The sequence below is a fragment of the Bordetella tumbae genome, assembly GCF_965139195.1.
GTDB lineage: Bacteria > Pseudomonadota > Gammaproteobacteria > Burkholderiales > Burkholderiaceae_B > Bordetella_A > Bordetella_A tumbae.
Genome location: NZ_CBCSJH010000009.1, coordinates 89,020 through 108,650 on the forward strand (window position 1 = coordinate 89,020; position 19,631 = coordinate 108,650).

Below are 19,631 nucleotides of genomic sequence, written 5' to 3' on the forward strand. Positions count from 1 at the left end.
CCGCACTATGCGTGATGCACGTGCTTTAGTGTCAATGCCGTAGCCGCTGCACGTGTTTCGACGCCGAGTTTTACGAAGATGTGCTCCAGGTGTTTGTTTACCGTGCGCGGCGCCATGCCGAGTATTTCTCCGATGTCTCGATTGGTCTTGCCCTTGGCCAGCCACAGCAAGACATCGGTTTCGCGAGCGGTCAGGCGATATTGTTCGGTGAGACGATGGCGTGGGTCGATGGGTAGCGGCTGTTCTTCGATCAGCAGGGTGAGCTCACCCGGCGTACTGTGCGGACGTCTGGCCAGATGCATGACCAACTGACGATCGACCCCCGGCTGGGTATAGGGGGCGATTCGATCGATCTCGGTGTGCCTCAAGGCTTCGCTAATCCAATGTTGCAGGGCGTGCGGCAGACCTGCTGCCTGGGTATCAAAGCCAAAATAAGTATGTAGCCATTGGCGTGCGCGCGCCGTTTTCCAGATCGCGTGGCCGGCCTCGTTCAATGCGATCACCGCGGTGTGGACGGCGTCGATGGCGTCGAGCGCGACGTTCATCAGCCGATGACTACGCAAGTGAGCATTCAGACGAGCCAACACCACATCGGTGTCCAGCGGCTTGGTGACATAGTCGATGCCGCCCGCTTGAAAGCCGCGCACCACATGCTGGGTTTCCGTCAGCCCTGTCATGAAGACAATGGGTATGTGTGCGGCGCGGTGATCGGCTTTCATTCGGCGGCAGGTTTCGAAGCCATCAATGCCAGGCATCATGGCATCGAGCAGCACAATGTCCGGCGTGACGTAATCGAGGCGCGCCAAGGCGGCATGGCCATCGGTGGCAACCAGTACATCATAGCCCGCATCGTCCAGTGCGTTGGACAGCATCTTCAGGTTGTCCGGCGTGTCATCCACCAGCAGCACCAGATGCTTGTCCTTGAGTTCGGTAGACATGATATTCAGCATGATTTCTGCGTGAGGGTGGCGTGATGCTGCACATGATGCTTGAGCGTGCTTTGGTATTCGCCGAGTTGGAAATTGTGCGCCAGGTCCATCAGGTGGTCGATGAGGATGGCGGCTTCAGGTTGGGTGCTGCGCACTGCCTCCAGCCGTGCGAGGATTCCTTTGACATAACCCATGGCACCGAGCTCGAGCAGGGCCTCGGTGTGATGACGCTCGAGTGCGATGCGGTGCAATTCATCTACATCCGGAGTCCGTGTGGGCGATCTGTCGAGCTCTCGCCAGCAGAGTCCCAGGTGCTGCCCGATTTTATCCAGCAGCTCGTCCATGATGACGGGTTTCGTCAGAAAGTCGTCGTGCGCGTTTTGCGTGTCGTTGGGGCCGGGGCGTGCATACGCCTTGGCCGAGAGGATGATGATCGGCACATGGATGCCGCGTGTGCGTAAAGCGCGGCAAACGTCCCAGCCTTGCATATCCGGCATCGAGATGTCCATCAAGATCAGGTCGGGCGACAGTGCCTCGACGAGCTCCAATGCGCTGACGCCGTTGGTGGCCTCATGCACGATAAATCCCAGCGGTTCCAACATCTCTCTGACGACGAGCCGCTGTGAGGCTTGGTCGTCGACGGTGAGTACCCGTTTGGGTGCGCCTTCATAGCCCACTATCTGACCCTGTGGCAGGATGCCGGTGCGCGGCGCCCGCACGGCAGGCAGGAATAGTTTCAGGGTAAAGACACTGCCTTGCCCGAGCGTACTCCTGACAGTCAGTTCGCCGCCCATGATGCCGGTCAGCATGCGGCAGATTGTCAGGCCCAGGCCGCTGCCTGTGTCGGCTTGCTCTTCACCCGCCCAACTGCGTTCGAACGGCAAAAAGATGCGTTCCAGGTCCGCAGTGGGAATACCCGCGCCGCTGTCTTCGATCTCGAACTGAGCGATATCAGAGACATGGCGTACCCGAAAACTGACATGCCCCTGTTGAGTGAACTTGACGGCATTGCTCAGCAGATTGATGAGGATCTGCCGTAGCCGCTTCTCGTCGACTTGGACGATGCGCGGCAGGTTGTCCGAGGGTTCATAGGTGAACTGCAGTCCTTTGAGTGTGACCTGTGGCCGGAACATCATGACGACTTGATCCAGGAACTCAGGTAATCGGAGTTCATGGTTTTCGAGCTTGAGTTTGCCGGCTTCAATTCGCGCCACATCCAGCAGGCCGTCGATCAGCCCGATCAGATGCTTGCCGCTGCGGTGAATCACGTCGATCGCTTCACGCCGCTGTTCCGGTAAAGCGGGATCTCGCGCCATGATTTGCGCGTAACCCAGAATACTGTTCAGCGGCGCACGCAACTCATGGCTCATGCCGCTCATAAAGCGGCTCTTGGCCAGATTGGCGCTTTCCGCCGCTTCTTTGGCGCGCTGCAGTTGTGCATCGGTTTGCTCATGAGCTGCGATCTCTCGCAGCAATAGATGCGTTTGCCGATCCGATTCCTCTTGGGCGACCTGGCGGCTTTCGTTGGTCAGTACCAGCCACCAGGCTGCGACTCCGCCGATCAGAATGAGGGCGGCAAAGAGCTTGATGAAAGCCGCCTTCAGCGTACTGATGTCAGCGCCATTGCGGGTGTAGGTCACGGCCTCTTGAAAATACAGCAGCGCCATGATTGAGGCCAGGAGCCCTGCCATGACGCCCAGGATGATCAAGTAGTGCGTCAGGCGCGAGTGAAAGAGTGGCGTCATGGGCCCGGGAAAAATGCGCCGTAGCGCAGCGCCCAATTGATCTTGAGCGCGCGATTCCGATTTACAGCGATCATGGCAGCGCGCGTCCAGCGTACAGCATAGCGAGCAGATGGCGCCGTTGTAGGCGGGACAATGCGCCATGTCGGGTGGTTCAAAGGTATTGGCGCAGATGACGCATTTCGACTCGAGCGAGGGCGTTGTGCCGGGCTGGCGAGCCAGGTTGTAGCGTCCGCGGGTTCTCCAGGCAATCAGCGGCGCCGCGACGAACGTGATCGCCAGTGCAATGAATGGCGATAGTGCCTGAGCCAGTGCGCCAAAGGCCCCGCCGAAGGCCAGCAGCGATATCGTGAGCGAGATCATCATGCTGCCCACGCCGACAGGGTTGATGTCATACAGGTACGCGCGCCGGAACTCGATGTTGGCCGGACTCAGGCCCAGGGGCTTGTTGATGACGAGATCGGCCACTAGCGATCCGATCCAGGCCAGCGCCACGTGGGCAAAGATCGCGAGCACATGTTCCAAGGCGTCAAAGACACCCAGCTCCATGAGGCCAATGGCAATCATGACGTTAAAAACCAGCCAGACGACGCGGCCGGGATGGCTGTGAGTGAGACGGGCAAAGAAGTTGGACCAGGCCAGCGAGCCCGCATAAGCGTTGGTCACGTTGATCTTTACCTGCGAGATGACGACAAAGACCGCCATGGCGATCAACGCCAGACCCGGCGTGGAAAACACATATTGATAGGCGACCCAGTACATGTGTGTGGGGTCGGCGGCTTTTTCCATGCTGACGCCGTGACCCAACGCCAGGTAGGCAAGAAAGGCGCCGCCCAGCATTTTGAGTGCGCCGGGGACGATCCAACCCGGGCCGGCACAGAGCAGGGCGCCCCACCAACGCCATCGGTTCGCGGGTGTCTGCTGTGGCAGAAAGCGTAGAAAATCGATTTGTTCGCCGATTTGCGTGACCAAGGATGCGGCAACGGCAGAGCCTGCGCCAAACAGCAGAATATCGAAATGGCCGTTGTCGCGGTGGTGGCCCGCGAAGCTCAGCAGCCCGTCCAAGGCCTGCGGTTCTTTGAACAGGATAAAGGCGTAGGGCACGATCAACAGGATCAGCCAGATTGGTTGCGTCCAGTTTTGCAGGCGGTTGATCAGGGTTATCCCATAGGTGACCATGGGAATGATGGCCAGGGCGCACAGCAGATAGCCCAGCGTCAGCGGCAGGCCCGTTGCCAGCTCGATGGCCAGCGCCATGATGGCCGCCTCCAACGCAAAGAAGATGAACGTAAAAGACGCATAGACCAGCGAGGTCAGGGTAGACCCCAGGTAACCGAAGCCCGCGCCTCGTGTCAGCAGATCCATGTCCAGACCATGGCGCGCCGCGTAGTACGAGATCGGCAACCCTGTCAGAAATACGATGAGCGAGACAGCAACGATCGCCCAGAAGGCATTGATAAAGCCGTAGTTCAAGGCCAGGGCGCCGCCAATGGCCTCCAGCGCCAGGAACGAGGCTGCGCCACCAGCGGTATTTGCTACGCGGAACAAGGACCACTTGCGAAACGAATGCGGGGTGAACCGCAGGGCGTAATCCTCCAGCGTTTCGTTGGCGACCCAGGTGTTGTAGTCGCGTCGAACCTTGACGATGCGTTGAGAGGCGCTGGGATCCACGGCAATTTGTTCCAGATTGGACGACCGATGTAGTGGGCGACGCAGGGATCCCGGGCGCGTGAGACACGTGATATGCGTCGAATGACGTAGATACGGTTTTACCTGCAGGCGGTCGCATCGCCACTACGTCAATCAACGTATATTGCGCCGCAGCATTGGTGCCTAGTATTGCACCGTATCCCGGTTAAACGCCAGCATTTGCTGGGGCGCAGCCGGTCAATGGTGGCATTCATCCGCTAGGAGCAATTGATGGCTCGCAAACCTGAGTTAAACGATGATTTGATCTCCCCGGCTCGCCGACGCATGGCGTTGGCGATGGCAGCCCTGCCGTTGATGGGCGTGCCGGTGCTGTCCAGGGCCGCCGGACCGGCGACGGCGGCGGTCAACACGACGGGCCTGGCTGTGACCGACACAGAGGTCATCGTCGGGCAACTGCACTCTGCCACAGGGACGATGGCTATCAGCGAGACGGGGTCGATCCAGGCCGAGCGTCTGGCCATCGAGCAGATCAATGCCATGGGCGGCGTGCTCGGACGCACGATCAAGGTCATCCAGGAAGACGGCGCCTCCGATTGGCCGACGTTTGCCGAAAAGGCGCGCAAGCTGCTGGTCAGCGACAAGGTCGCCACGGTGTTCGGCTGCTGGACTTCGGCCTCGCGCAAAGCGGTGCTGCCGGTGTTTGAGAAAGAAAACGGCCTGCTCTATTACCCCACGTTTTACGAAGGGTTGGAGCAATCCAAAAACGTCTTCTATACCGGGCAAGAGGCAACGCAGCAGATTCTGTCGGGGCTGGATTGGATCAATCGCGAAACCAAGGCCAAGACGTTCTACCTGATCGGCTCAGACTACATCTGGCCGAGGACGTCCAACAAAATCGCGCGCAAGCACATCGAGAACGTGCTCAAGGGTCAGGTAGTCGGCGAAGACTACTATCCGCTGGGCCATACGCAGTTTGGCTCGCTGATCAACAAGATCAAGCTCAAGAAGCCGGATGTGATCTATGCCATTGTGGTCGGCGGCAGCAACGTGTCGTTCTATAAGCAACTCAAGGCGGCAGGGGTGACGGCGGCCAAGCAGACCCTGTTGACCATCTCAGTGACCGAGGACGAATTGCTGGGTATCGGTGGCGAGAACGCCGAGGGCTTTTACTCGTGCATGAAGTATTTCCAAAGCCTGGACAACCCGAACAACAAGAAATTCGTCGAGGCCTTCAAGGCCAAATACGGCGCGAATGCCGTGATCGGGGATGTGACGCAGGCGGCGTATCTCGGACCCTGGCTATGGAAAATGGCGGTCGAGAAAGCAGGCAGTTTCGATGTGGACAAGGTCGTGGCTGCCTCGCCTGACCTGGAATACAAAGAGGCGCCGGAAGGCTACGTCAAGATCGATCCCAACCACCACCTGTGGAGCAAGACCCGTGTGGGCAAGATCCGGCGCGATGGGCAGTTTGACGTGGTCTATGAAACGCCCGAGTTGATCAAGCCCGATCCCTTTCCCAAGGGCTATCAATAAGCTGTTGACTGACGCGTTGTCACGCCGAGTGCCCCGAGCCTGCCTCCGGGGTTTGCCCCAAATCGCTTTGAAGGTTGCGGTATGGAATCCTTATCCGAGTTTGGCGCCATCCTGTTGATGCAGGGATTCAATGGCCTGTCTGTATTCAGCGTGTTGTTGCTGATGGCATTGGGACTGGCCCTGATTTTCGGGCAAATGGGCGTGATCAATATGGCCCACGGCGAATTCCTCGCCGTGGGGGCGTACACCACCTATTTGTTGGCTACGCTGGTGCAGACCTACGCGCCGGCGTTTGCGCCCTATTATTTTCTGTTCGCGGTGGTGGCGGCTTTCGTGGTGGCGTTTGCGTTGGGGTGGCTGGTCGAATGGGCCATGATTCGCCATTTGTATCGACGTCCATTGGATACGCTGCTGGCGACCTGGGGGCTGTCCTTGGTCATGCAGCAGTCGCTGCGCTCGATTTTCGGGCCGCGCGAGGTCAGCCCGGAGATGCCGGAATGGCTGATGGGCTCGTGGCAGCCCACGGAGGGAGTGGATATCCCCATCAACGGGCTGTTTGTCATGGCGCTGACGTTCCTGATGACGGCTGGTCTGATTTTGGCCTTGTTTCGTTCGACGTGGGGGCTGCACGTGCGCGCTACCGTGCAGAATCGAGCGATGAGCGGGGCGGTGGGTATAGACACTCGTCGTGTCGATCGCGTGACTTTTGCATTGGGATGCGGGATTGCCGGCATCGCGGGTGCGGCGTTTACCACCATAGGTGCGACGGGCCCTACGAGCGGATCGTTGTACATCGTCGAGACGTTCTTGACCGTGGTCTTTGGTGGCGCAGCCAGTTTGTTGGGGACGGTCGCTTCAGCGTTCCTGATTGCTCAAACGCAGTCGGTGTCAGAGTTCTTTATGACGGGCTCCATGGCCAAGGTGCTGACCCTCACCGGCATTGTCATCATCCTGATGCTGCGTCCACAAGGGTTGTTCTCCATCAAAACGCGTAAATAAGGAGCCTGGCGATGTCGAGTTTCTACAAGAATGTGCTGGGCGCGCGCGAAGGCCTGATCGGCCTGGGGATATTGGCCGCGCTTGTCTTTGTCGTGTTTCCGTTGGCGCTGGATGTCTTTCGCTTGAATCTGGTGGGCAAGTATCTGTCTTATGCCTTTGTGGCCATCGGTCTGGTCATGTGCTGGGGATATGGCGGCATCCTCAGCCTGGGCCAGGGCGTGTTCTTTGGGCTGGGGGGCTATTGCATGGCCATGTTCCTGAAGCTGGAGGCGTCCACGCCACAGGCCACGGCGATCCAGTCTACGCCTGGGATTCCGGATTTCATGGATTGGAACCAGTTGACGGCCTTGCCGCTGTTCTGGGAGCCATTCAAAAGCTTTGCCTTTACGTTGATTGCAATCCCGTTGATTCCGGCTTTGCTGGCCCTGGTTCTGGGGGCGGCGATGTTCAAGCGCCGTGTGGGAGAGGTGTACTTTGCCATCGTGACGCAAGCGGTAGCGTTGATCCTGTCAGTGCTGATCATCGGGCAACAGGGGTATACCGGCGGAGTCAATGGCATTACCGATCTCAAGACCTTGTTAGGTTGGGATATCCGTAGCGACAGTGCGCGTGTGTTGCTGTATTTCGTCAATGGTGTGCTGTTGTTCGGCTGCATCCTGTTTGGAAAATTCCTGCTGTCTTCCAAGCTCGGGAAACTGTTGATGGCCATGCGCGACAAGGAAGAGCGCGTACGGTTTTCAGGTTACGACGTGGCGAATTTCAAGGTGTTCATTTTTGTCGTGGCAGCGATTTTCTCGTCGATTGGTGGGGCTATGTTCACGTTGCAGGTGGGGTTCATGTCGCCGTCTTTTGTGGGTATCGTGCCTTCGATCGAGATGGTGATCTTTGCCGCGGTAGGAGGACGCTTGTCGTTGCTGGGCGCGGTGTATGGCACCTTGATCGTGAACTTTGGCAAGAGCTACTTTTCGGAAACCTTTCCCGAGGTCTGGTTGTTCTTGATGGGCGGATTGTTCATCGCGGTGGTGATGGCATTTCCGAACGGCCTCGCCGGCATTTACAAGGACTATGTGCGACCCAGGCTGGTACTGCGTCGCCGCAGCGTGGTGCGGGAGGCGCTATGAATATGCCGATGATAGGCGCGCTGCCCGAAGGCAATAACGAGTTCGCTCTATATGTAGAGGGGTTGACCGTGGCCTTCAATGGTTTCGTCGCGGTCAATGATCTGAATCTATACGTAGAAAAGGGCGAGACGCGCGTGGTGATCGGGCCTAACGGTGCTGGCAAGACGACCGTGCTGGATCTGATCTGCGGGCGCACGAAAGCCAATTCGGGATCGATTCGATTCAAGGATATTGAGCTGACCGCGATGAGCGAACACCAGATCGTGCGAGCAGGCGTAGGCCGAAAATTTCAAACGCCGTCGATCTACGAGACGTTGACGGTGCGCGAGAATCTGGAAGTTTCCTTTCCTCGCGGCCGTACGGTGTTGGGCGCTCTGGCGTTCAGGTTGACGGCCGACGTGGTAGCGCGCGTAGAAGAAGTCGCCGAACAGATATTCCTCTCGACGCATCTGCATCGACCCGCGGAATTGCTGTCGCATGGGCAAAAGCAGTGGTTGGAGATCGGCATGCTGCTGATGCAGGCTCCCGAACTCATGATGCTGGATGAACCTGTTGCCGGGATGAGCGTGTCGGAACGGGAAAAAACAGCAGAACTATTGAATCGCATCGGAAAGGACCGTTCGATGATTGTCATTGAGCACGATATGGAGTTTGCACGGCATATCGCCGACAAGGTCACGGTGCTGCATCAGGGACAGGTATTGGCAGAAGGATCGATGGACCATGTGCAAAACGATCCCCGTGTCATCGAAGTCTATCTTGGGCACTGAGTGCGGCGCGACGAGAGAGGTTCGCAATGTTTGAAGTGAAAGGACTGCAAGCAGGTTACGGTCAGAGCCGTGTCGTGCATGGCGTGGATCTGAATGTGGCTCAAGGAGAAATCCTGGCCATCATGGGGCGCAACGGCATGGGCAAGACGACTCTGTTCAAAACGTTGGTAGGCATGTTGCCTGCCATGGGCGGGGATATTTCCATTGATGGTCAGAGCGTCTCGGGTATGGAGAGCTTCAGGCGCGTGCGCCGTGGCATTGCCTATGTGCCCCAGGGACGCATGATTTTCCCGACCTTGACCGTGGAAGAGAATATTCGTACAGGGTTGCGCGGGCGTGCATTGGCCGATCCTATCCCCGACGAGATCTATGCCCTGTTTCCGGTACTGCACGAGATGCGCCGGCGCCGGGGCGGTGATCTGTCAGGCGGACAGCAACAACAGTTGGCGATTGCGCGTGCCCTGGTGACGCAGCCGAAGGTCCTGATGCTGGACGAGCCTACCGAAGGCATCCAGCCGTCGATCATCAAGGATATCGCCCGCAGTTTGCTGGAAATTCGATCGATGAAAAATCTGGCGATCATCGTTTCCGAGCAAGTCCTCAGTTTCACGCTGCAGATCGCCGATCGTTTGATCGTGATCGATCGAGGCCGCTTTGTGTTGGAAAACACGCGTGCCGAGGTCGATGAGAAAAGCATCAGCAGATATTTGTCCATCTGATTTTTTCCCTGATATCGATCGCTGCCGCGTCAGCGCCTGTTCCGTCTTTCTAAGGAGACCTCCATGGCAGAAACTTTGATCAAAGTCGATTTGGCTCAATCGCCCTACGAGAACGAGCAAGTTCACAATCGCTGGCATCCGGATATTCCCATCGCAGTGTGGGTCAAGCCGGGGGACGATTTTGTGCTGGAAACCTATGATTGGACGGGCGGCGCCATCAAGAACGATGACAGCGCCGACGATGTGCGCGACGTGGATTTGAGCACCGTGCATTTTCTGTCTGGGCCAGTCGGTGTCGAGGGGGCGGAGCCTGGTGATCTGCTGGTGGTTGATCTGCTCGATATCGGCGCCAAACAGGAAAGCTTGTGGGGCTTTAACGGGTTCTTCAGCAAGCAGAATGGCGGCGGATTTTTGACGGATCATTTTCCCCATGCGCAGAAATCGATCTGGGATTTCGAGGGGATGTTCACGAAGTCACGCCACATTCCTGGCGTGCGCTACGCCGGGCTGATTCACCCCGGCTTGATCGGTTGCCTGCCTGATCAAGCGATGTTGGACGAATGGAATCGACGAGAGCAAAGCTTGATTGATACTGAGCCGGCGCGTGTCCCGCCGTTGGCCAATCCCCCGTTTTCCCAGACGGCCCATATGGGCACGTTGTCGGGCGTGGCGCGCGATAAAGCGGCTGCCGAGGGTGCGCGCACAGTGCCACCGCGCGAGCACGGCGGCAATTGCGATATCAAGGATCTGTCGCGAGGTTCGCGGGTCTTTTTTCCTGTGTATGTGAAGGGCGGCGGCCTGTCGGTCGGCGATCTGCATTTTTCGCAGGGTGATGGCGAGATCACGTTCTGCGGTGCCATTGAAATGGCCGGCTGGGTGCACATGCGGGTATCGGTGATCAAACAGGGAATGGCCAAGTACGGTATCAAGAATCCGATCTTCAAGCCCAGCCCGATCGTGCCCAACTATAAGGACTATCTGATTTTTGAGGGCATTTCGGTCGACGAGCAAGGCAAGCAGCATTATCTGGATGTGCATATCGCTTATCGGCAGGCATGCCTGAACGCAATCGAATATCTGAAGAAATTCGGTTATTCCGGGGCGCAAGCGTACTCCATTTTGGGAACGGCGCCGGTGCAGGGCCATATCAGTGGGGTGGTCGATATTCCTAATGCCTGCGCTACCTTGTGGCTACCCACGGAGATTTTCGATTTTGATATCCAGCCTGGCGCCGATGGGCCGATCAAGCATATCAAGGGAGATGTCGATATGCCTGTGTCTTACGATCTTTGAGTCGAGGCCGTCATGCCACTCTATGAGTATTGTTGCGAGGCTTGCGGACCGTTTGATGCGTTTAAGCCGCTGTCCGAATTCCGGGCGCCCGCCGCATGCCCGGAATGCGGGCAGTCCGCTGCACGGATGATAGGCAGCGCGCCAGCGCTGTCGACTCTGTCTCAGGCGGTACGCCGCGCGCATGCCATGAACGAGAAGAGTGCGGATTCGCCGCGCAGCACCCGATCTGGGCACGGGATGAACTGCGGATGTTGCGCAGCGCGGTCTCGTCCCGGCAAGACGCGGCATACGGCCGATGGCGGCAAGACATTCCAGGGAGCGAGGCCCTGGATGATCAGTCACTGATCAATCATTGTCGTATAGCTCGCGGGAGGTTTACACCGCGGCCGATGCGAGCCATGTGCAGAGAGGTGGTTACGAGAGTGGGCAAGGGCGCGGTACACTGACCGCGCCTTTTTTTGCCTGAGCATCGCCGCGGATGTCTGCGGTTTGTATTTCCCATGACAGATTCTTCTGACCGGCTTTCTTCGAATCCTGATGACCTGGATCTTTCCACGTCCCGGCGAACACCTGGCGTGCGCGAAGACGGCGTCGATGAACGCCTGTTCGTCGCGTCGGTAGAAAAAGCCATGCGCGTGTTGCAGGCGTTCGACAAGGAATCCAACGGCCTGTCGTTGCAGGATCTGACGGAACGTACGGGCATGGGGCGCAGCGCCACGCAGCGTTTTGTGTATACCCTGCATCAACTGGGCTACCTGAAGCGCAATGCGGCGGCCAAGACCTATACCCTGTCGACCAAGCTGGTTGGTCTGGTTGGGGGGATGCTGAGCGCGAATGCACGGTTGCAGAATGCCTATCCCGTGATGCTGCAGTTGGCCGAAGAGACACATGAAACGGTGTCCTGGCTGGAGCTGGACGGCGACGAGATTATCGTGTTGGGCCATATTCCCAGTGTGCATCTCACCTCGGTAAATATGCCGGTGGGCAGCCGTTTCGATGCGCTGCCCGCCTCGTCGGGGCAGGTATTGCTGGCTCACGCACCTAGAGCGCAGTTGCTGGACATGATTGCGCGCATGTCTGCACAGGTACGCGCCCGCTTTGGCGACCGGGACGATGAGGAGATTCTGGCTATCTTCGACAAGGCACGCCGTAATGGCTATTCCATGACAGAAAAAAATCTGGGGCAGGGCAGTGTCTCGATTTCAGTGCCGGTTTACGGGATGACCGGACAAGTCGTGGCAGCGCTGAATCTGTCCACGCTCGCGGCGCGCTTTGATATGGAAGCCGCACGCTCGCAATTGCTGCCTCTGGTGCAGCACGCTGCCAAGCAGCTCTCTACTTTCTGATCCGCTCAATACGTGATTGATCGCAGCGTCGATTGCCTGTGACAGGCAGTCGACGCTGTCGCGCGTGGCCTACCGAGCTTGGCTTCAGACCGCTTGTTGAAAAGCAGAAAATCAGCCCGGCAAAATAATTGGAATTCAATTATTTTGCCGGGCTGATTTTCTTTATACGCGTTATCCCTAGTTATTTCGGGTTTCGAAATTCATTTAAGCTGCCTAAAAATTGAATATCAAACATATTAATTGATATGTAATTATTTAGATGGCTGGTCGAAATCGAGCAAACGAGCGAGATCGACCGGAAACCCGGAGCCGTTTCATGTCCCTGAAGCACATCAAATTCGAACAACGCGATTCCATTGCGATTCTGACTCTGAATCGTCCCGAGGTCCTGAATGCCTGGCATGTCGAGATGCGCGACGAGATCGTCCAGACTCTGCGTGACTGCGCCGCCGATGAGGGCGTGCGTGCATTGATCATGACGGGAGCGGGCGACCGTGCGTTCTGCGCTGGACAGGATCTCAACGAAGCGCAGACATTCGACGGCGCCCGCGCCGAAAGCTGGATTGGCGAGTGGGAGATCTTCTACGACGCCATGCGCAGTTTTCCGAAGCCTCTCATCATCGCGCTCAACGGTACGGCCGCGGGCTCGGCGTTTCAGGTCGCATTGCTTGGCGATATCCGTGTGGCGCATCCCGAGGTCAAGATGGGACAACCCGAAATCAATTCGGGCATTGCCAGTGTCACAGGTCCCTGGATCATGCGTGAAATGTTGGGCATGTCGCGCACGATCGAGCTGACATTGACCGGACGCATGATGGAGGCGGCCGAATGCCATCACATCGGCCTGATTCATTACATCGTGCCGCGCGAGCAGGTCATGGCGCGTGCGATCCAGATCGCGAACGAGCTGGCTGCAAAGCCGCCGATTGCATTGCGACTGGATAAAAAGCGTTTTCAAGAAGTCACCGAAGCGGCATTCCGTGAGGCGATCCAGGCTGCAGCGCGTATTCATCATGAATCGTACGAGTCGGGCGAGCCGGCTCGCATGATGGAGGCGTTCTTGGCCGAACGGGCCCGCCGCCGTGGCGCATTTGCGTGATTGGCGGGATTCGACCCGTTTTATTTCCTCTGATCGATTCATTGATTTCATGACTATTTCGACTCACGTTGACATCGCGCCGGTGTCGGACGAAACCATTGCCGAACTCATTGCCCGCCGTGCCGGCGAGGATCCGGACGGGGTTTACTGCTATTTCAAAGACGAGGTAATGACGCTGGGCATGCTGTATGAGCGCGTGCTGAAGCTGTCCAAGCTGCTGTGGGATCGCGGATTGCGGCCGGGCGACCGCGTAGGCCTGATGCTGCCCAGTCATCCGGATCATATCGTCGCGATATTTGCATTAGCTGCGTTGGGGCTCGTGCGCGTGCCGATCAATGTGCATTTGAAAGGCGCTTCGCTGACACATTTGTTCGAGCATCTGGAGCCGCGTGGATTGATCGCGGATGCGGACTATGCCGATGCGCTTGTGCCCGAGTTGAATCGTGTCGAGCATGTGCTCTGGCGGGGCGGCGGCGATTCTGCGCACGCCTTTGAGCAATACCTGGCCTTGCCTGCCGATCCGTTGCCGGTGCAGATACGAGCCGATGACATCTTGGCGCTCACGCCCAGCTCCGGCACGACGGGGGCGCCCAAAGGCGTCTTGAAATCCGACCGCACGTTGCGTGCGGGGCCGATGGCGATTCTGCGTTTAACCGGGGCGCAGCCGGGTAATACCTTTCTGTTGTGGGAGTCCCTGCATCATGGTGCAGGTGTCGCCGTCATCATCTCGGCATTGCTGGGTGGAACACGACTGGCGATGGTGGAGCGATTCAGCGCGTCACGGTTCTGGGATGACGCGCGCCGCTATAACGTCACGCATATCCATTACCTGGGCACAGTGATTCCCATGTTGCTCAAGCAGCCGCCCAAGCCTTCTGATAGCGATCATGGCGTCAAGATTGCCTGGGGCGGCGGCTGCCCGGCAGAGCTATGGGACGCTTTTGCCACTCGGTTCAACGTCGAGATGCGCGAGGGGTATGGCCTGTCCGAGTTGATCACCTTTGTCACCGTCAATCCGCAAGGGCCGGCGGGCGCGATCGGTAAACCTCTGGATTACTACGACATCGTGTTGGCAGATGATGAGGGCAAGCCGGTCGCTGTCGGTGAGTCCGGCGAAATCACGGTGCGTGCCAAGGCCCAGGGGCTGGAGTTTCTGGGGTATTTCCGCAACCCCGAAGCCGAGGCATCCTCGCGCCGCGGGGATTGGTTCTGCACGGGGGATTTGGCACGCCAGGATGAGCAAGGATTCTTGTATTACGCGGGCCGCAAGAAAGACATGCTGCGCCGGCGCGGGATCAATATCTCGGCTTGGGAAGTCGAGCGCGTGATTGCCGAGCACCCCGACATCGAAGAAACCGCATTGATCGGTGTGCCGAGTGATCTGGGCGAAGACGAACTCAAACTGTTCGTGCGGGTAAAGGATCAAAAGACGCTTGATCCTCTGGCGCTGATTCAATGGAGCGAGACGCGGCTGCCGTACTACCAAATCCCGCGCTATATCGCTTTTATCGACGAGTTTCCCAAAACACCCACGCAGCGTATTCAGAAGAAAGAGTTGCCGCGTGATGTGCAAGGGATATGGGATCTGGAACGCTCGGGTTATCGCGTCCCGAAATGAGCCGCGTTGCAGAACCGTGATGAGCCGGCGAAGTGCATCGAGACAGGTGCCCTCATCGGCGATATGAATGCTGACAAGGGGAAATTTCATGAAAAGCACCAAGTGGAACAAGTGCCTCACTGCGCTGACTGCAACATGCGCGCTGATGATCGTGGCGAGCCCGGCTCGAGCGGAGTATCCGCAGCAACCTATCAGTTTGATCGTGCCTTATGCGACGGGCGGTGCGGTGGATGTGGTGGGACGTATCGTGGGAGCGGCATTGGCCGAGCAGCTAGGCCAGTCCGTGGTCGTGGAAAACAAGGCAGGGGCTGCCGGCAACATCGGCGCGCAGTTCGTCAAACGTGCCAAGCCCGACGGCTATACCTTGTTGATGGCGGCCACGACCTCGTATGCCTTGAATGGCAAGTTGATGGACAAGTCGGTGGTCGGATTCGATTTGCTGAAAGACTTCACGCCGGTGTCGATGGTGGGCGAGTTACCCATTCTGCTGGTCGTGAATCAAGGCATGGGGGTAAAGACAGTCCCCGAATTGGTGGCAAAGCTCAAAGCAGAGCCGGGTCGGCATGCGTATGCCTCGGCTGGCCCAGGCACGGTGGAACAGGCCGTCGCCGAGATGTTCCGTATGCGTGAAGGCTTGCAACTGCTGCATGTCCCGTATCGCGGTGCAGCGCCTGCGATGGTGGATTTGTTGTCCGGGCAGACGCAAATCATGTTTGCGACGGCACCGACTGCCTTGGCCAATCTGGGTTCGGGGCGCATTACCGCATTGGGCGTCGCCAGCGCGAAGCGCATTCCCGTATTGCCCGATCTCCCGACGATGATCGAGCAAGGGTTGCCAGGTTTTACGGCGCAATCGGTGTACGGCATTCTGGTGGCCAAGGGCACACCTGACGCGATCGTGCAGAAACTGAACGCCGCGATGAAGACGATGAGCGACTCGCCGCAGTTCCGGGAGAAACTGCAGCAGCAAGGCATCGTGCCGCTGTACACCACGGTGCCGCAGTCTCGCGAGCGGCTCGACGGTGAGGTCGCGAAATGGAGCAAGGTCATCGACGACGCCAAGATCACGCTTCAGTGATGCCTTTATTTAATTCACAGCTGATTCAACCACAGCACAAACGCAGGAAACGTCATGCCCTCTGAAATCCAAGTCGAGCGCCGCGACGGCGGCCGCATCGCCATTGTGACCATCAACCGTCCGCATCGTCGCAATGCCTGCGACCTGCAGGCATGGACTGATTTGCGCGACACCTTTCTGGGATTTGCGCAAGATACTTCCGTGCGATTGGCCGTGTTGACCGGCGCGGCGGGCCATTTTTGCGCGGGCGACGACATCTTGGCGTTTCGCGAGGCACTGAGCGATCCCGTGCGCGCTGACGCGTATCGCGCAGTGATTCAGGCATGTTTTGCCGCTGTGCAAGACGCGCCGACGCCAGTGGTCGCCGCCATCAGCGGCGTATGCGTGGGTGGTGGAGCCAGCTTGGCTTTGTGTTGCGATTTCCGAGTGGGGGACGGCAGTGCACGCGTGAGTGTGCCTGTCGCCAAACTGGGATTGGTCTATCCCACCATACAGTTGATTCGTCTATCGCATTTGATCGGCGTCAGCGCGGCGCGGCAATGGCTGTATACGGGAAAGTCCGTGGATGGCGCGCAAGCGCATCAGGCTGGTTTTATTGATTCGGTCGCGGCTGACGATCCGGTTACCGCTGCCATTCAATTTGGTGCAGACATGATGGACAACGCGCCGTTATCCATCGCGGGCAGCAAGCTGCAACTGAATGCCATCTCCGCCGGTACCGTGGCAGAGCAGGACGCCCGCATCAACGAAATATTCGATCGGGCAAATAACAGCGAGGACTATCGCAACGCGGCCACGGCCTTTGCGCAAAAACGCAAGCCCGTATTCGTCGGCCGCTAGGTACGATCCTAGGCCTATGGCCCTCGCCATGTAAACGATGCCGCCGTCGCGAAGTTATGACGACGAGCTCTCGGATGTGTGGTCAGTCCTGATAACCTGGATTGCGCCTGTCCAGATAGCGCAGCATGGCCGGCCATTCCATCAAACCGAATGGCCGGCGGACAGTCGGCTGATAGAGATGATGGGTTTTGTTGACAACGCTCTCTGGTGGCATTGTCAGGGCTGCGCCAGAGCACATGGCGTCGACCTGAGCACGACACGCCATTTCGAGCCAGTACATGGCATTGAACGCCTCGGCGATGCTGGGGGAAGCGACCAAGAGCCCGTGATTGCGCAGAATCATGGCGTCCTGTTTTCCCAGATCGGCGACCAATCGGGCGCGTTCGTCCAGATCGATGGCGACGCTTTCGTAGTCGTGATAGGGGATGTCCTTGAATCGCATGGCCGTTTGCGTCAACGGCAGTAATCCATCTTTCATGCATGAGACGGCCATGCCGGCACGCGAATGCGTATGGATCACGCAGCCGACATCATGGCGTGCGCCATGGACGGCGCTGTGGATGACGTAGCCCGCTTGATTCAGACCGAGGTCTGTGTGCGGATTGTCGAGGATCTCGCCTTGGACATTGATTTTGATCAGGCTCGACGCGGTGATCTCCTCGTACATGTAGCCATAGGGGTTGATCAGGATTTCGTCGTCCTTCCCCGGGATGCGCGCGGTGATGTGGTTGTAGATGAGGTCGCTCATACCGAACAGCGGCATCAATCGATAACAGGCGGCGAGATCGATACGAGTCTGGCGTTCTGCGTCGCTATAGGTTTGCGTCATGTCTGTGTGACTCCATGCTAAATGGACCGGCGTTTTTCAAGACAGGTGCGAATACGCATTTTGCTGCACGTACTCCGCTAGGGTAAGCCCGGATCTCGTCCATGTGGGGAAGCTGCCTATAATCTGTCCATAAAATAAACATTATGACCATAATGTGGTCAGTTTTGTGTGGAGAGAGATAGATGAAGCGTCGTGCATTCAATCGCTGTATGGTTTCTGCGCTGTTTGGCGGTATGGCGGCATTTGCCACCATACCCGCAGCACAGGCACAGAGTTTCCCGAGCCGGCCGGTGGAGCTGGTGGTGCCGTNTGCCGCCGGCGGCGGCACGGACGCGCTGGCGCGCGCCATGAGCGATGCGTCGCGCAAGCATTTTCCGCAGCCTATCGTGATACTGAACAAGCCAGGCGCAGCGGGCGGAATCGGCCTGACCGAAGTCGCCAGGAGTGCTCCGGATGGCTACAAGTTGGCCTTGGTGACGGCGGATATGGTGATCATTCCGCATTTGGGATTGACCAAGACCACGTACGAAAGCTTTACGCCGATTATCCAGCTCAATGCGGATCCATCGGCGATCACGGTATCGGCCGATTCACCGTACAACACGATCGAAGCGTTCCTGGAGGCGGCCCGCGCCAAGCCCGAGACGATGCAAGTAGGCAATGCGGGAGTAGGTTCCATCTGGCATTTGGCTGCGGCGGCGCTGGAGGACAAGACCGGCGTGAAATTCAACCACATCCCGTTCACGGGCGGGAATCCCGCTGTGTTGGCACTGCTGGGTGGCCACATAGATGCCGTGGCAGTCAGCCCTGCAGAAGTCATTCAGTACGTGAAAGCCGGAAAATTAAAGACGCTGGCTGTGATGGCGGATCAGCGAGTCAAAGGCTTTGAGAATGTGCCGACGCTGAAAGAGCGCAAGATCGATCTGTCTATTGGAACGTGGCGAGGCATCGCCGCACCGAAGGGCACGCCTCAGCCTGTACTGGATACGCTGGGCGAAGCTTTTCGCAAAGCTGCAGCGGAAGACAGCCTGAAGAAATTCATGGACGAACAGAATCTGGGCTATGTCGTCGAGGACCAGAAAGTGTTTACCGCACAGATCGAGCGCGACAATGCTACCTTTAAGGCTCTGATCGAAAAATTCAACATGAAGCCGTAAGCGTTGTGCGCGGCGCGGTTTTTTTAGACGAGGAATCAAGGATGGATTTAGGAATCGCGGGCAGGACTGCCCTGGTGGGTGGGGCAAGCAAGGGCCTGGGCTACGGCTGCGCCTTGGCGCTGGTGCGCGAGGGCGTGAATGTGGTGATCGTCGCGCGCGGCGCAGAGGCGTTGAACGCGGCACAGCAGCAGTTGCTGCAAGCCCGTCCGAATGCTGACACCTTTGTCAAAGCCGTGGCCGTCGATATCACGACGCCGCAGGGCCGCGACGCCGTGTTTGCCGAGCACCGCGATTACGATATCGTCGTGACGAATGCGGGCGGTCCGCCTCCCGGTGATTTTCGCGAATGGGACCGAGAGCAGTGGCTCAAGGCCGTCGAGGCCAATATGCTGACGCCGATCGAGTTGATCAAGGCCACGGTGGATGGCATGGCCGAACGTGGCTTTGGGCGCATCGTCAACATTACGTCCAGTGCAGTAAAGGCACCGATCGATGTGCTGGGCTTGTCCAATGGCGCACGCAGCGGGCTGACCGGTTTCGTGGCGGGCGTGGCGCGCAGTGGCATCGCGGCACGCGGCGTGACGATCAATAATTTGTTGCCCGGCGCGTTCGAGACGGATCGCCTGAAGGCCACGATGGCGGCGGCTGCTTCCAAGACTGGCAAAGAAGTCGATGCGCTGCGCGCCGCACGTTTGGCAGGAATCCCCGCCAAACGTTTCGGCAACGCCGAGGAGTTCGGCTCGATCTGCGCATTTTTGTGCAGCGTGCAGGCGGGCTACATGACGGGACAAAACGTGCTGGCCGACGGCGGTACGTATCCCGGGACTTTCTGAGCGTCCAGCATGTTGGGCTTTGTCTGACGGGCTCCGTAAAATACGCAGATAGTGCGGGCGTCTCGTTGTGCGGCC

16 protein-coding genes and 1 pseudogene are annotated in these 19,631 nt (G+C 58.1%); 14 read left to right on the top strand and 3 right to left on the bottom strand.

All coding sequences use genetic code 11. The features are described from left to right. Nucleotides 1-5 precede the first annotated feature (5 nt). Nucleotides 6-950, bottom strand: a complete 945-nt coding sequence (locus ACNA0J_RS12630) for a response regulator (protein WP_415819204.1) — start codon at nucleotides 948-950, stop codon at nucleotides 6-8. Continuing rightward, nucleotides 944-4,342: a hybrid sensor histidine kinase/response regulator gene (locus tag ACNA0J_RS12635; RefSeq protein WP_415819205.1), complete on the bottom strand. Its 3,399-nt coding sequence runs from the start codon at nucleotides 4,340-4,342 to the stop codon at nucleotides 944-946. The genes ACNA0J_RS12630 and ACNA0J_RS12635 overlap by 7 nt, the downstream gene beginning before the upstream one ends. A gap of 315 nt (nucleotides 4,343-4,657) precedes the next feature. Between ACNA0J_RS12635 and urtA the strand changes: the two genes are divergently transcribed. The 12 genes from urtA (at nucleotide 4,658) to ACNA0J_RS12695 (ending at nucleotide 16,737) form a co-directional block, all read left to right on the top strand. Beyond that, nucleotides 4,658-5,854 (top strand): urea ABC transporter substrate-binding protein, encoded by a 1,197-nt coding sequence (gene urtA / locus ACNA0J_RS12640; RefSeq protein WP_415819288.1) that lies wholly within the window; start codon nucleotides 4,658-4,660, stop codon nucleotides 5,852-5,854. Nucleotides 5,855-5,935: 81 nt separating this feature from the next. Then, nucleotides 5,936-6,853: an urea ABC transporter permease subunit UrtB gene (urtB, locus tag ACNA0J_RS12645; RefSeq protein ID WP_415819206.1), complete on the top strand. Its 918-nt coding sequence runs from the start codon at nucleotides 5,936-5,938 to the stop codon at nucleotides 6,851-6,853. Nucleotides 6,854-6,864: 11 nt separating this feature from the next. Further along, nucleotides 6,865-7,974, top strand: coding sequence for an urea ABC transporter permease subunit UrtC (gene urtC, locus ACNA0J_RS12650; RefSeq protein WP_415819207.1), 1,110 nt, complete (start codon nucleotides 6,865-6,867; stop codon nucleotides 7,972-7,974). A 2-nt stretch (nucleotides 7,975-7,976) separates the two neighbouring features. Continuing rightward, nucleotides 7,977-8,744, top strand: a complete 768-nt coding sequence (urtD, locus tag ACNA0J_RS12655; RefSeq protein WP_415819289.1) for an urea ABC transporter ATP-binding protein UrtD — start codon at nucleotides 7,977-7,979, stop codon at nucleotides 8,742-8,744. Nucleotides 8,745-8,770: 26 nt separating this feature from the next. Further along, on the top strand, nucleotides 8,771-9,463 hold the full coding sequence (gene urtE, locus ACNA0J_RS12660; RefSeq protein ID WP_415819208.1) for an urea ABC transporter ATP-binding subunit UrtE: 693 nt from the start codon (nucleotides 8,771-8,773) through the stop codon (nucleotides 9,461-9,463). 63 nt (nucleotides 9,464-9,526) lie between these two features. Beyond that, the gene (fmdA, locus tag ACNA0J_RS12665; protein WP_415819209.1) at nucleotides 9,527-10,756 is read left to right on the top strand and encodes a formamidase; all 1,230 of its coding nucleotides are present in this window, start codon (nucleotides 9,527-9,529) and stop codon (nucleotides 10,754-10,756) included. A gap of 12 nt (nucleotides 10,757-10,768) precedes the next feature. Beyond that, nucleotides 10,769-11,101, top strand: a complete 333-nt coding sequence (locus tag ACNA0J_RS12670) for an FmdB family zinc ribbon protein (RefSeq protein WP_415819210.1) — start codon at nucleotides 10,769-10,771, stop codon at nucleotides 11,099-11,101. Between the two features lie 155 nt (nucleotides 11,102-11,256). After that, nucleotides 11,257-12,102: an IclR family transcriptional regulator gene (locus ACNA0J_RS12675; protein ID WP_415819211.1), complete on the top strand. Its 846-nt coding sequence runs from the start codon at nucleotides 11,257-11,259 to the stop codon at nucleotides 12,100-12,102. A 316-nt stretch (nucleotides 12,103-12,418) separates the two neighbouring features. After that, nucleotides 12,419-13,201: an enoyl-CoA hydratase/isomerase family protein gene (locus tag ACNA0J_RS12680; protein ID WP_415819212.1), complete on the top strand. Its 783-nt coding sequence runs from the start codon at nucleotides 12,419-12,421 to the stop codon at nucleotides 13,199-13,201. 49 nt (nucleotides 13,202-13,250) lie between these two features. Next, nucleotides 13,251-14,819 (top strand): AMP-binding protein, encoded by a 1,569-nt coding sequence (locus tag ACNA0J_RS12685; protein WP_415819213.1) that lies wholly within the window; start codon nucleotides 13,251-13,253, stop codon nucleotides 14,817-14,819. A gap of 88 nt (nucleotides 14,820-14,907) precedes the next feature. Continuing rightward, nucleotides 14,908-15,897: a Bug family tripartite tricarboxylate transporter substrate binding protein gene (locus ACNA0J_RS12690; RefSeq protein WP_415819214.1), complete on the top strand. Its 990-nt coding sequence runs from the start codon at nucleotides 14,908-14,910 to the stop codon at nucleotides 15,895-15,897. Nucleotides 15,898-15,951: 54 nt separating this feature from the next. Then, the gene (locus tag ACNA0J_RS12695; RefSeq protein ID WP_415819215.1) at nucleotides 15,952-16,737 is read left to right on the top strand and encodes an enoyl-CoA hydratase/isomerase family protein; all 786 of its coding nucleotides are present in this window, start codon (nucleotides 15,952-15,954) and stop codon (nucleotides 16,735-16,737) included. An 82-nt stretch (nucleotides 16,738-16,819) separates the two neighbouring features. On the opposite strand, the gene ACNA0J_RS12700 is transcribed toward ACNA0J_RS12695, so the two are convergent. Next, nucleotides 16,820-17,566, bottom strand: a complete 747-nt coding sequence (locus tag ACNA0J_RS12700) for a class II aldolase/adducin family protein (protein ID WP_415819216.1) — start codon at nucleotides 17,564-17,566, stop codon at nucleotides 16,820-16,822. Nucleotides 17,567-17,876: 310 nt separating this feature from the next. Between ACNA0J_RS12700 and ACNA0J_RS12705 the strand changes: the two are divergent. After that, nucleotides 17,877-18,723: pseudogene (locus ACNA0J_RS12705) on the top strand (tripartite tricarboxylate transporter substrate binding protein); the annotation flags it as partial. A gap of 41 nt (nucleotides 18,724-18,764) precedes the next feature. Next, nucleotides 18,765-19,556, top strand: coding sequence for an SDR family oxidoreductase (locus tag ACNA0J_RS12710; RefSeq protein WP_415819217.1), 792 nt, complete (start codon nucleotides 18,765-18,767; stop codon nucleotides 19,554-19,556). Nucleotides 19,557-19,631: the final 75 nt, after the last annotated feature.